11 protein-coding genes, 1 tRNA gene and 1 other RNA gene are annotated in these 12,122 nt (G+C 65.1%); 10 read left to right on the top strand and 3 right to left on the bottom strand.

The genetic code is table 11. The features are described from left to right. The first annotated feature begins 18 nt into the window (after positions 1 to 18). The 10 genes from NUH86_RS06910 to NUH86_RS06865 all read left to right on the top strand — a co-directional run bounded on the left by NUH86_RS06910 (position 19) and on the right by NUH86_RS06865 (position 7,825). The gene (locus NUH86_RS06910) at positions 19 to 354 is read left to right on the top strand and encodes a 2Fe-2S iron-sulfur cluster-binding protein (RefSeq protein ID WP_267251742.1); all 336 of its coding nucleotides are present in this window, start codon (positions 19 to 21) and stop codon (positions 352 to 354) included. Further along, positions 351 to 1,286 carry an SGM family class A beta-lactamase gene (gene blaSGM, locus NUH86_RS06905; protein ID WP_416365345.1) on the top strand — a complete coding sequence of 312 codons (936 nt, stop codon included), beginning with the start codon at positions 351 to 353 and terminating at the stop codon, positions 1,284 to 1,286. Before NUH86_RS06910 ends, blaSGM begins: the two co-directional genes overlap by 4 nt. A gap of 114 nt (positions 1,287 to 1,400) precedes the next feature. Beyond that, positions 1,401 to 1,498, top strand: an RNA gene (ffs, locus tag NUH86_RS06900) — signal recognition particle sRNA small type. A gap of 102 nt (positions 1,499 to 1,600) precedes the next feature. Then, positions 1,601 to 3,217: a DNA polymerase III subunit gamma/tau gene (locus tag NUH86_RS06895; protein ID WP_267251741.1), complete on the top strand. Its 1,617-nt coding sequence runs from the start codon at positions 1,601 to 1,603 to the stop codon at positions 3,215 to 3,217. After that, entirely contained in the window at positions 3,214 to 3,537 is a 324-nt protein-coding gene (locus tag NUH86_RS06890; protein ID WP_267251740.1) for a YbaB/EbfC family nucleoid-associated protein, read from the top strand. The genes NUH86_RS06895 and NUH86_RS06890 overlap by 4 nt, the downstream gene beginning before the upstream one ends. A 131-nt stretch (positions 3,538 to 3,668) precedes the next feature. Further along, positions 3,669 to 6,065: an endopeptidase La gene (gene lon / locus NUH86_RS06885; RefSeq protein WP_267251739.1), complete on the top strand. Its 2,397-nt coding sequence runs from the start codon at positions 3,669 to 3,671 to the stop codon at positions 6,063 to 6,065. 177 nt (positions 6,066 to 6,242) lie between these two features. Beyond that, entirely contained in the window at positions 6,243 to 6,515 is a 273-nt protein-coding gene (locus NUH86_RS06880) for an HU family DNA-binding protein (protein WP_013846598.1), read from the top strand. A gap of 279 nt (positions 6,516 to 6,794) precedes the next feature. Next, positions 6,795 to 6,871 (top strand) — tRNA-His (locus NUH86_RS06875). A gap of 65 nt (positions 6,872 to 6,936) precedes the next feature. Then, a complete protein-coding gene (gene hisI / locus NUH86_RS06870; protein WP_267251738.1) occupies positions 6,937 to 7,308 on the top strand; it encodes a phosphoribosyl-AMP cyclohydrolase in 372 nt (123 codons plus the stop codon). After that, positions 7,295 to 7,825, top strand: coding sequence for a hypothetical protein (locus NUH86_RS06865; RefSeq protein ID WP_267251737.1), 531 nt, complete (start codon positions 7,295 to 7,297; stop codon positions 7,823 to 7,825). The genes hisI and NUH86_RS06865 overlap by 14 nt, the downstream gene beginning before the upstream one ends. 22 nt (positions 7,826 to 7,847) lie before the next feature. Here NUH86_RS06865 and NUH86_RS06860 read toward each other — a convergent pair whose 3' ends face one another. The 3 genes from NUH86_RS06860 to NUH86_RS06850 form a co-directional block, all read right to left on the bottom strand. Next, the gene (locus NUH86_RS06860; protein WP_267251736.1) at positions 7,848 to 9,044 is read right to left on the bottom strand and encodes an MFS transporter; all 1,197 of its coding nucleotides are present in this window, start codon (positions 9,042 to 9,044) and stop codon (positions 7,848 to 7,850) included. Between the two features lie 117 nt (positions 9,045 to 9,161). After that, positions 9,162 to 9,821, bottom strand: coding sequence for a L,D-transpeptidase family protein (locus NUH86_RS06855; protein ID WP_267251735.1), 660 nt, complete (start codon positions 9,819 to 9,821; stop codon positions 9,162 to 9,164). Positions 9,822 to 9,851: 30 nt separating this feature from the next. Further along, positions 9,852 to 12,119, bottom strand: a complete 2,268-nt coding sequence (locus NUH86_RS06850; RefSeq protein ID WP_267251734.1) for an NADP-dependent malic enzyme — start codon at positions 12,117 to 12,119, stop codon at positions 9,852 to 9,854. Positions 12,120 to 12,122 lie beyond the last annotated feature (3 nt).

The following is a 12,122-nucleotide window of genomic DNA, read 5'->3' as shown; positions in this document are numbered from 1 at the left end:
AGCGGGGAACGTCGCATCATGACAAGGGTCACCTTCATCAGCGCGGATGGAGAGCGTAAACAGGAAGTCGAAGCACCGGCCGGATCGGTCCTGCTTGATATAGCCCAGGCCGCGGGCCAGCCGTTGGAGGGCACTTGCGAAGGCCAGATGGCCTGTTCCACCTGCCACGTCATCGTCGACGCCGCCGACTTCCCCAAGCTGAAGAAGGCGAGCGAGGATGAGGAGGACATGCTGGACCTGGCCGCCGCCGCGACCCGCACCAGCCGCCTGTCCTGCCAGATCGTGCTGGACGAGAAACTGGAAAGCCTGACCGTCCGCATCCCCGGCGAATCCTACAATATGCAGGGGATGTGAGCTTGCCCAAGCGCCTGCTCCTCGCGGCCCTGCTGCTCGCGGCTTCGGCTTCGGCGCAGGAAGAAGCGCCGCGCCAGTCGCTGCTGCCGCCGCCGCCCCGCTATATGGTGAGTGAATCCGCCATGAAGTCGGTGCGCAATCCCAAGGAGATCGAGACCGGGACCGGCGGCCGGCTGGGCGTGGCGCTGGTCGACAGCAAGGGGGCGTTGATCCTGGGCTTCAACCGGGATGAGCGCTTCGCCATGTGCTCCACCTTCAAGGCGCCGCTCGCCGCCGCGGTGCTGGCTGGCGCGGAAGGCGGCAAGTTCGGGCTGGAAGGGCAGATCAGCTTCAACAAGGCGGACTTGCTGGACTATGCGCCGGTGGTCAAAAAGAACGTCAAACGCGGCCGCATGTCGATGGAGGAACTGGCCGCCGCCGCCGTGGAGGTCAGCGACAACAGCGCCGCCAACCTGCTGCTGCCGATGATCGGCGGGCCGGAAGGCCTGACGAAATTCATGCGTACCCATGGCGACAGCGTGACGCGCCTCGACCGGACGGAACCGGCGCTCAACGAAAATGCGCAGGGCGACGATCGCGACACCACCAGCCCCGCCGCCATGGCAGGCCTGATGGGCCGCCTGATCTTTCGCGACCTGAAGGCCGAGAGCGCCGCAAAGCTGCGCGGCTGGCTGAACGCCAGCACCACCGGCGGCAACCGCATCAAGGCGGGCCTGCCCAAGGACTGGACCTCCGGCAGCAAGACCGGAAGCTGCGGCACGGCCTATAATGACGTCGCGCTGGTGAAGGCCCCTTCGGGCGAGGAATATATCCTCGCCATCTACCTGGACCGTCCCACGGTGGATGCGAAGGCAGCCGAAGCCGCCATTGCCGAAACCGCCCGCGCCGCGCTGGATTTCGTGGGCAAGGCGCAGAAGACGGGGTTGGAATAGGCTGGGAAGAGCGCGCAGCCATAGTCCCAAAAACCATCGTGCTCCTGCGGGAAGCGCTTATCCGGCCGATCCCTTAACCCCTTGCCATCCCCCCCGCCTTTCGCCATATGCCGCGCCGGGAGTCGGGCGGACGTAGTCGTCGCGAACCTGGTCAGGTCCTGACGGAAGCAGCCACAGTGATTTCGCTGCGGGTCGTTCCGGCTCCCACCTCCACATGGCGCCCGTTCTTACGGTCCACTTCTTCTTTCGATATTGGAACGATGGAGGCTGCCCTTCGGGTCGCCAAGCCCTGCACGAACGGCTAGAAGATTCGAATGTCCGATTCCCCTCAGCCCTATCGCGTCCTCGCGCGCAAATATCGCCCGCGCAATTTCCGGGAACTGATCGGGCAGGACGCGATGGTCCAGACGCTGGCCAATGCGATCCGCCGGGGCCGCCTGGCCCATGCCTTCCTGATGACCGGCGTGCGCGGCGTGGGCAAGACCTCCACCGCGCGGCTGATCGCCAAGGCGCTGAACTGCGTCGGCCCGGACGGGCAGGGCGCACCGACCATCGATCCCTGCGGCGTCTGCAAATTTTGCGAAGGCATTTCGGAGGGGCGCGATCCCGATGTCATTGAAATGGACGCTGCCAGCCATACGGGCGTCGACGACATCCGTTCGATCATCAATATTTCCCGTAATACCGGGTTCGGCGCCCGCTTTCAGGTTTTCATCATCGACGAAGTGCATATGCTGTCGAGAAGCGCGTTCAATGCTCTTCTGAAAACACTGGAAGAACCGCCTGAAAATGTGAAATTTATCTTCGCCACCACCGAAGTCGAGAAGGTTCCGGTCACCATCCTGTCCCGCTGCCAGCGCTTCGACCTGCGCCGCATTCCGGCGGAATTGCTGGCCGCCCACTTCGCCCATGTGGTCGAGGCGGAATCGGTCGCCGCCGAACCCGATGCGCTGGCGCTGATCGCCCAGGCCGCCGAAGGTTCCGCCCGCGACGGCCTTTCCATCCTGGATCAGGCCATAGCCCATGCCGAAATGGGTGAAGGATCGCCGATCGTCACGGCCATGCAGGTTCGCGACATGCTGGGCCTGTCGGATCGCGGATCGACTCGCCGCCTGCTCGGCCTGCTGCTGGAGGGCGACACGGGCGCGCTGCTGGGCGCGGTGCGCGATCAATATGCGCTGGGCGTCGAGCCTCTGTCCCTGATGCGCGGCCTGCTCGAACTGGTCCACACCGTCACGCTGGTGAAGGCCGGGCGCGACATCGCCAGTCCCGGCCAGTCCGCCGAGGAACGCGAAGCGCTGGCCGAATGGGCTTCGCAACTGGGCTTCGCGCCGCTCCACCGCCTCTGGCAGCTTCTGCTCAAGGGGCACGATGAGGTCGCCAGCGCCGCGCTGCCCATCGAAAGCTGCGAAATGGCGCTGCTGCGCGTGATGCACGCCGCCACCATGCCCGACCCGGGCGAGATCGCCCGCCTGCTGCGCGATGGCGCGCCTGCCGCCGCAACCCCAGGCCAGCCGCCGCAATCGGCCCCGGCAGGCAATCCGGCCGCGCAGCTTCCCGCCAGCTTCGAAGATTTGATCGAACTGCTCTACCAGCGCGGCAGGGGGCAATTGTCCCAGCATCTGAAGGATTGCGCGGGCCTTTCCCACTATGCGCCGCCCTTGCTGGAAATCCGCCTGACCGACCCCTGGTATGGCGAAGGCGATTTCTTCCGCGAAACCGCCCGGGCGCTCAAGGACATTACGGGCCTCACCTGGCAGGTGCGGCAGGCCGAAGGCCCGGTCGCGCCGACCCTGATGGCGCAGGAAAACCGGCAGCGCGAGGATGCCCGCGCCGCCATCATGGAAACCCCGGTGGTCAAGGCGGCGTTGACCGCCTTCCCCGATGCCGAGCTTAGCGATGAGCTTGAACAATGGAGCGCAGAGCGATGAAAGATCTGAACGAAATATTGGGCATGGCCAGCCGCGTGCAGGAGGAACTGCAACGCGCGCAGGACAATCTCGACAAGCTGGAGGTAGAGGGCAGCGCGGGCGGCGGGCTGGTCAAGGTCCGCGCATCGGCCAAGGGGCGCATATTGGGCGTCGCCATCGACGACAGCCTGCTCGCCCCCACGGAAAAGCAGATATTGGAAGACCTCATCACCGCGGCGTTCAACGATGCGCGCAAGAAGGCGGACGAAGTGTCCAACGCTGAAATGGGCAAGATGACCGCCGGGCTGCCGCTGCCGCCGGGCTTCAAACTGCCTTTCTGACGTTAAATTATGGCGGAATCAGCCCTTATTCATCATTCCGACCCTATAAGGCATGATTGAACGATGCGGCGACTCTCCCCATAAAGACGATGAACCGCATGATTGGGCTGAAATGTCGCCCCGGAGAGTGAATGACTACGCTATATCCCCTTCTTCCCCTGCGTGACATCGTCGTCTTCCCGCAGATGATCGTGCCGCTGTTCGTGGGCCGCGACAAAAGCGTGTCCGCGCTCGAAGCGGCGATGGAGGGCGACAAGGAAATCTTCCTCGTTTCCCAGCTCGATCCGGCGGAGGATGATCCGGGGCAGGATTCGCTCTACGATACCGGCGTGATCGCGGTGGTCCTGCAACTGCTGAAACTGCCCGACGGCACGGTCCGCGTGCTGGTGGAGGGCAAGCAGCGGGCGCGTCTCGACGGTCTCACCCCTGGCGAAGGCCATATGAACGCGGAAGTGAGCGCGGTCGAGGAACTGCCCGCCGAGGGGCCGGAGGCTGCGGCGCTGATGCGTTCGGTCGCCGAACAGTTCGAAAATTACGCCAAGCTCAACAAGAAGCTGCCCGCCGAAACCCCGGTGCAGTTGCGCGAGATCGAGGATGCCGGTCGCCTGGCCGACGCCATCGCCGCCAACATCAACGTCAAGGTCGCCGACAAGCAGTCGCTGCTGGTCGAGGCCGATCCGGTCAAGCGCCTGGAAATGGTCTTCGCCTTCATGGAAGGCGAACTGGGCGTGCTCCAGGTCGAGAAGAAGATTCGCGGCCGCGTGAAGCGGCAGATGGAAAAGACCCAGCGCGAATATTATCTGAATGAGCAGTTGAAGGCGATCCAGCGCGAACTGGGCAATGGCGAGGGTGAGGAAGGCGACGAACTCGCCGAACTGACCGAGAAGATCGCCAAGGCCAAGCTGAGCAAGGAAGCCCGCGCCAAGGCGACGGCGGAGTTGAAGAAGCTGAAGGGCATGCAGCCCATGTCGGCCGAAGCGACGGTCGTGCGCAACTATCTGGACGTGCTGCTCGGCCTGCCCTGGGGCAAGAAGGGCAAGGTCAAGACCGACCTCAAGAAGGCGCAGGCGATCCTGGACGAGGATCATTTCGCGCTGGAGAAGGTCAAGGACCGGATCATCGAATATCTGGCCGTGCAGGCGCGCACCAACAAGCTGAAAGGCCCGATCCTGTGCCTGGTCGGCCCTCCGGGCGTCGGCAAGACTTCGCTTGGCCGCAGCATCGCCAAGGCGACGGGCCGCGAATTCGTGCGCCAGTCTCTGGGCGGCGTGCGTGACGAAGCGGAAATCCGGGGCCATCGCCGCACCTATATCGGCTCGCTGCCGGGCAAGATCGTGACCAACCTCAAGAAAGCGGGGACGATGAACCCGCTCTTCCTGCTGGATGAGATCGACAAGCTGGGCCAGGATTTCCGGGGCGATCCGGCATCGGCGCTGCTGGAGGTGCTGGACCCCGAACAGAACAGCAAGTTCCAGGATCATTATCTGGAGATCGACGTCGATCTTTCAGACGTGATGTTCGTGACGACCGCCAACTCCCTGAATTTGCCGCAACCCTTGCTTGACCGCATGGAGATCATCCGGCTGGAGGGCTATACCGAGGATGAGAAGGTCGAGATCGCCCAGCGGCACCTGCTGCCCAAGCAGATCGACGCTCATGGCCTGAAGGAAGGCGAGTTCGAGGTCACGGAGGAAGCGGTTCGCGACCTGATCCGCTACTATACCCGCGAAGCCGGTGTCCGCACGCTGGAGCGCGAAGTGGCGCGGCTCGCCCGCAAGGCGCTGCGCAAGATCCTGGAAGGCGCCTATGAGAAGGTGACGATCACGCCGGACAATCTGGCGGACTATGCCGGGGTGCGGAAATTCCGCCATGGCGTGGGCGAGGAAGAGCATCAGATCGGCGCGGTGACGGGCCTGGCCTGGACCGAAGTGGGCGGCGAACTGCTGACCATCGAGGCTGTGACGGTGCCCGGCAAGGGCGCGATCCGCACCACCGGCAAGCTGGGCGAGGTCATGAACGAATCCGTCCAGGCCGCCTTCTCCTATGTGAAGGCGCGCTCGCCCGGTTACGGGATCAAGCCCAGCATCTTCATCCGCAAGGACATCCACATCCACCTTCCCGAAGGCGCGGTGCCCAAGGATGGCCCCTCGGCAGGCATCGGCATGGTGACGACCATCGTGTCGACGCTGACCGGCATTCCCGTGCACAAGGATGTGGCGATGACGGGCGAAGTCACGCTGCGCGGGCGCGTGCTGCCCATTGGCGGCCTGAAGGAAAAGCTGCTCGCGGCGCTGCGCGGCGGCATCAAGACGGTGCTGATCCCGGCTGAGAATGAGAAGGATCTGGCGGAGATTCCGGCCAATATCAAGGAAGGGCTGGAAATCGTCCCCGTGTCCCATGTGGACGAGGTGCTGGCCCGCGCCCTGATGTCCAAGCCGGAGGCGATCGCCTGGACCGAGGAAGACGACCTGGCCGCCCAACCGAATCCGGCGCAGGCGCGGGACGGGGAAGCCCCGATCCGGCACTGATCCGGGCTGACGAGCGTCTGATTTGACGGCTATTCGTCAGGGTTTTGACCGAAAATCCTGCCTGAGTAGCCGTCGACGCAGCTTTCCCTTTGACAAGGCCCGAAAGCTGGGCCTTATTGCGCCGCCTACGCCGCGATTCCTAAGTTATCCAAACAGCTAGAAGGGGGTTCCCAAGGCATGAACAAGCAGGATCTTATCGGCGCTGTCGCTGAAAGCAGCGGCCTTTCCAAGAGTGACGCCAGCAAGGCGGTAGAGGGCGTTTTCGACGCGATCACCGGCGCGCTGAAGAAGGGCGACGAAGTGCGCCTGGTCGGTTTCGGCACTTTCTCCGTTTCGCAGCGCAAGGCGTCCACCGGACGCAACCCGCGCACTGGCGAAACGATGACGATCAAGGCTTCCGCCCAGCCGAAGTTCAAGGCGGGCAAGGGTCTGAAGGACTCGGTCAACTAAGGGTTTTCAAAGGCGCTCTCCCTGGAGGGCGCCTTTTCCGGTTTTTTTGAGCCGGCGTCGCGGTTGGCGAAAGTTTTACGGAGAGAATGGCGCAGCGGCACGGGGCCGGACTCCGATGCGCGCGCTGAAGTCGACAGGCAGGAAAAGGGGCGGGGGCGTGAAGCTCTTCGTCCCTTTTCTCTTTTATTTTTTCCTCGCGCCATTTTCCGCATGCACCCGCTTGACGGCGCGGGATGGGCCGCATATGTGGCCCTTCTCTTACGGGGCACGGCCCCCGTGGCGATCGTAGCTCAGTTGGTTAGAGCGCCGGTTTGTGGTACCGGAGGTCGCGGGTTCGGATCCCGTCGATCGCCCCATTTTCTCTCAAATCCCGTGATAATCGGGGCTTCGCATATGGCCCTGCGCGCTCTATAGCCCGCTCATGGATGAAGCGCGCGACAAGGGACTGACCCTCAATCCCAAATATGACCGGGACGGCCTGATCACCGCCGTCGTCACCGATGTGGACAGTGGCGAGCTGCTGATGGTCGCGCATATGAATGCGGAGGCGCTCAAACTGACCGTCGACACCGGCCTGGCCCATTTCTGGTCGCGCAGCCGCCAGTCGCTCTGGAAGAAGGGCGAAACATCCGGCCACATGCTGCAAGTCCGCGACATCCGCATCGATTGCGATCAGGATGCGGTCTGGGTGAAGGCGGTTCCAGCCGGTCCCAGCTGTCACACGGGTGCGCGCTCCTGCTTCTTCCGCCGCGTCGGCCCGGAAGGCCTGACCCCCGTCGATGCGGCTGACTAGCCTTTCCGCACTGCTCCTGCTCGCCGCCTGCCAGCGCGAAGCCGCGCCCGTGCCTGGGCGTCATGAGGGCGGCATCCAGACCGCTTCCGGCCTGGAGCGCGCCGCCATCGAAACCGGCGCGATCGCGGATGCGGCGAAGATATCGGCGATCGGCCTCTATCAGCGCAACCATGAGGCGGGCCGCGACGCATTCTGCGTGATCCCGGGCAGGAATGGCGATTACCGCTTCGGCCTGGAGGCGAGCTTTGGCGAGGATCAGAGTTGCGCGGGGGAAGGGTCTGCGCGGCGTACGGGCGACAAGCTGATCCTCAGCTTTTCCCGCAGCGATTGCATCGTCGTGGCGCAATATGACGGCGACCAGATATCGCTGCCCGGCGTGGTCGACATGAAATGCGCGGACGTCTGCAAGGGGCGCGGCACGCTGGAAGGCGTCAGCTTCCCCCGCGTGGCGAGCGACGCCGCCACCGCCCTTCAGGCCCGCGACGGCCGGGGCGATCCGCTATGCAGGCCCGACTGACATATTCGCGGGCAGGCTCCTCTCACTCGCAAGCCACCGCCGCCAGCCGCATCGACCTTTGGCGCAGGCCCAGCGCCAGCAGGAAGACGGCCAACCCGCCCAGGGCCAGCGCCGCGCCGATCCACCCGGTCGACGTCAGCCCGTAACCCGCTGAAATCGCCATGCCGCCCAGCCACGGCCCCAGCGCATTGGCGACGTTGAAGGCGCTGTGATGCGCCGCCGCCGCCAGCGTCTGCGCATCGCCCGCCACGTCCATCAGGCGCGTCTGCAGCACGCTGCCCAGGCCGCCGCCGCAGCCGATCAGGAAGATCACCAGCGACAGGCTCCACACATTCCCCGCCATCAGCGGGAACAGCGCCAGCGACGCCGCGCTCCACAGCAGCACGATGATCGCGGTCCGGCTCTGCGCCCGATCCGCCGCCCAGGCCGCGACCAGATTGCCGATGGTCATGCCCACGCCGAATATCGCCAGCACCACCGGCACCAGCCGTTCCGACACATGGGTCACGGAAATCATGGTCGACGCGACATAGGTATAGACGGCGAACAGCCCGCCGAAACCGATGGCGCCGGTCAGCAGCGTCAGCAGCACCTGCGGCTTTCTGAAGGCGTCCAGTTCCCGCATCGGGCTGGCCCGTGGATCGCCCGCGTCGCGTGGGGCATAGAGCGTCACGAGCGTCATGGTGATCATCGCCAACAGCGCGACGATGCCGAAGCCCCAGCGCCATCCCAGCGCCTGTCCGGTCCAGTTCGCCACCGGCACGCCGATGATCGTGGAGACGGTCAGGCCGGTCATCACCCGCGCCACCGCCTGCGCGCGCCGGTCGGTCGGCACCAGAGACGCCGCCACCAGCGCCGCCACGCCGAAATAGGCGCCGTGGGGCAGGCCGCTCAGGAACCGGAACAGCAGCATGGTCGCATAGTCGGGCGACAGGGCGCTCAAACCGTTGCCGACCGCGAACAGGGCCATCAGCCCGATCAGCAGTGTCCGCCGCGGCAACCGCGCGCCCAGCACCGCGATCACCGGCGCGCCGACCACCACGCCCAGCGCATAGGCGCTGATCGCATGGCCCGCCATCGGATCGCTGATGCGCAAGTCCCCGGCGAAGAAGGGCAGCAGGCTCATCGCCGCGAATTCGGTCGTGCCGATGGCGAACGCGCCCATGGAGAGCGCAAGGATGACAAGGGCGGGATGAACCGCGCGGCTGGCCTGCGCCATCGGTTGCTCCATGTTGCGGTGCGATAGGGATCAGGGCCGTCACATGATGGCGTCACCCCCTGAAATCAAGGCATGGGCGGATGACTTTATTGCAGGTGCGATGGCATGGGGCGCAACTCAGCTTGCGTGACTGGTGTCCAGCATCTTGCCGTCGGTGATGACCACCAGGTCGCCCAGCTTCGTCACGCCGAACAGCTTCTTCGCGAAAGCCTTGGGCACGCCGATGCAGCCATGGGTGGCGTTGCCCCATTGCACGTCGCTGCCATGGATCGCCACGCCGTCGCTGGTCAGCCGCAAAGTATAGGGCATGGGCGCATTATTATAGGTGCTGGAATAATGATCCGCATCCTTCTGGATGATCGGGAACGCGCCAACCGGGCTTGGCTTGTCGTCGGCGCCGTAGAGGATGACCGCCGATCCGATCTCATATCCCGCGCGGAAGACCGACAGCGTCTGGGCCTTGAGATCCACGGTGATGATGACCGGTCCTGTCGTCGGCGCCCCGCCTTCGTCCCAGGCATAGTCGCCATGACGGAAGGGGCCGTCGATGGGCAGGACGCGCTTCACCGTCAAGGCATGCGGATCAACCGCCAGGGGCTGGGCGCGGGTGCGTTCGACGGGTTTGGCCGCTTTGGTTTCCGGCTTCGTCTGAACAGCCTCTGTCCGATCCGGCGCCAGATCGCGTCCGCGCCCCATGGACAGGCCCAGCAACAGAGCCACAGCGGCCACGCCGCCCCCGATCGCCAGCTTCATCCCTGTCGAAACCTGTCGCGCCATGACCCGTCCATTACCCTCAAAGGTTAAATTTCACCCCTCGCGCTCGACCTCGGCGGCCGCGATGGCGGTCAGGTTCAATATGCCTCGCGCCGTCACGCCGGGCGTCAGCACATGGATCGGCTGAGCCAGCCCCACCAGCATCGGCCCGACCGTCGGCGAACTGGACGAAGCGGACAGCGCCGTCAGCGTGATGTTCGCCGCGTCCAGATTGGGCATGACCAGCAGATTGGCCGGCCCTTCGAACCGGGAGTCGGGGATCAGCCGCTCGCGCAGGCTTTGGCTCAGCGCGGCGTCGGCGTGCATTTCCCCGTCGACCATCAGATCGGGCGCGGCCTGCTTCACCAGCTTGACGGCCTCCCGCATCTTGCGGGCGCTGGGCGAATGCGACGCCCCGAAATTGGAGTGGGACAGCAATGCGACACGCGGCGTCAGGCCGAAATGCTTGAGTTCCGTCGCCCCCAGCAGGGCCATTTCCGCAATCTGCTCCGGCGTCGGATCGGGCACCATATGGGTGTCGGTGATGAACAGCGCGCCCGCGTCCAGGATCAGCCCCGACAGCGCATAGACGCGGCTGCTGCCCGGCGTGCGGTCGATGATGCGCATCGCATGTTCGACTTCGCCCCAATAATCGCTGTTGCCGCCGACCAGCGCGGCGTCCACCCGCCCGGTGCGCAGCAGCATGGCGGCGGTCACGCTGGGGCGGCGATAGACGTGGCGCACCACTTCTGCCCCCGACACGCCCTTGCGCGCGGCGACGGCGCGATAGCCCTCCACCAGTTCGCCCATCAGCAGATGGTCGGTCTCCGGATCGACGACCTCCACATCGCGGCCCAGTTCGAAACGCAGGCCCATTTCCGGCAGCTTCTGTTCCAATATGCGCCGTCGCGCCACGATGACCGGGCGGACGATGCCTTCGTCCAGCGCATCCTGGATGGCGCGCAGCACCCGCTCATCCTCACCCTCCCCATAGGCGATGCGCCGCTGGGCGCCGCGCGCGGCCTCGAACACCGGCAGCATCAGTTGCGCCGACCGGGCGTTCTGTTGCGTCAACTGCCGCCTATAGGTTTCCAGGTCGAGATGCTTCTTGGCGACGCCGCTGTCCATCGCCGCCTTGGCGACGGCGCAGGCGATCTCCGCGATCAGCCGGGGGTCGAAGGGGGTGGGGATGATATAGTCCGGCCCGAACGCCAGCTTGCGCCCGCCATAGGCCTGGGAGACGCTGTCATGCGCGGGCATGCGGGCCAGATTGGCGATGGCGTCGGCGGCGGCGACCTTCATCGCCTCGTTGATCTCGGTCGCCCGCGCATCCAGCGCGCCCCGGAAGATATAGGGGAAGCAGAGGACGTTGTTGACCTGATTGGGATAGTCCGACCGCCCCGTCGCGATGATGGCGTCCGGGCGGGCTTCCCGTGCCGCTTCGGGGCGGATTTCCGGCTCCGGATTGGCGAGCGCGAAGATCAGCGGATTGGGCGCCATCAGCGGCAGCCATTCCGGCTTCAGCACGCCGGGCGCGGACAGGCCCAGGAACAGGTTCGCCCCCGGCAGCACGTCGGGCAGGGTCCGCGCATTGGTGGTGCGGGCATAGCGGGCCATGTTCGGCAACATCCCCTCCCGCCCCGAATGGATGACGCCGTCCTTGTCGGTCAGCGTCACATTCTCGATCGGAAGGCCCATCGACACCAGCAGGTCGACGCAGGCCAGCGCCGCCGCCCCCGCGCCGGACGTGACCAGCTTCGCATCCGCCAGCGTCTTGCCCTGCAACACCAGCGCGTTGCGCACGGCGGCCGCCACCACGATGGCCGTGCCATGCTGGTCGTCGTGGAAGACGGGGATTTTCATCCGCTTCTTCAACTCCGCCTCTATGGCGAAGCATTCGGGCGCCTTGATATCCTCCAGGTTGATGCCGCCGAAGGTCGGCTCCAGCAGGGCGACCGCCTCGATGAACTTCTCCGGATCGGTGGTGTCGACCTCTATGTCGAATACGTCGATGTCGGCGAATTTCTTGAAGAGGACGGCCTTGCCCTCCATCACCGGCTTGGACGCGAGCGCGCCGATGGCACCCAGTCCCAGCACGGCGGTGCCGTTGGAGATCACCGCGACCAGATTGCCGCGCGCGGTATAGTCCATCGCCTTTTCTGGGTCTGCGGCAATGTCGATGCAGGGCGCGGCCACGCCGGGCGAATAGGCCAGCGCCAGGTCGCGCTGGTTGACCATGCGCTTGGTCGGTTCGATCCTGAGCTTTCCGGGTTGCGGATAGCGGTGATAGTCAAGGGCGGCGCGGCGGGTGTTATCGTCCATGAA

The sequence above is a fragment of the Sphingobium sp. JS3065 genome (assembly GCF_026427355.1).
Lineage (GTDB): Bacteria > Pseudomonadota > Alphaproteobacteria > Sphingomonadales > Sphingomonadaceae > Sphingobium.
The sequence above is the reverse complement of the archived record's forward strand: the minus strand, read 5'-3'. Positions and strand labels throughout refer to the sequence as shown.

Bases quoted from the DNA above. Each gene is read 5' to 3' on its own strand.
- hisI (WP_267251738.1), top strand. From the start codon at position 6,937: ATGGATGAAGCGCGCGACAAGGGACTGACCCTCAATCCCAAATATGAC.
- NUH86_RS06895 (WP_267251741.1), top strand. From the start codon at position 1,601: ATGTCCGATTCCCCTCAGCCCTATCGCGTCCTCGCGCGCAAATATCGC.
- NUH86_RS06860 (WP_267251736.1), bottom strand. From the start codon at position 9,044: ATGGCGCAGGCCAGCCGCGCGGTTCATCCCGCCCTTGTCATCCTTGCG.
- lon (WP_267251739.1), top strand. From the start codon at position 3,669: ATGACTACGCTATATCCCCTTCTTCCCCTGCGTGACATCGTCGTCTTC.
- NUH86_RS06855 (WP_267251735.1), bottom strand. From the start codon at position 9,821: ATGGCGCGACAGGTTTCGACAGGGATGAAGCTGGCGATCGGGGGCGGC.
- NUH86_RS06880 (WP_013846598.1), top strand. From the start codon at position 6,243: ATGAACAAGCAGGATCTTATCGGCGCTGTCGCTGAAAGCAGCGGCCTT.
- NUH86_RS06850 (WP_267251734.1), bottom strand. From the start codon at position 12,119: ATGGACGATAACACCCGCCGCGCCGCCCTTGACTATCACCGCTATCCG.
- NUH86_RS06890 (WP_267251740.1), top strand. From the start codon at position 3,214: ATGAAAGATCTGAACGAAATATTGGGCATGGCCAGCCGCGTGCAGGAG.
- NUH86_RS06910 (WP_267251742.1), top strand. From the start codon at position 19: ATGACAAGGGTCACCTTCATCAGCGCGGATGGAGAGCGTAAACAGGAA.
- NUH86_RS06865 (WP_267251737.1), top strand. From the start codon at position 7,295: ATGCGGCTGACTAGCCTTTCCGCACTGCTCCTGCTCGCCGCCTGCCAG.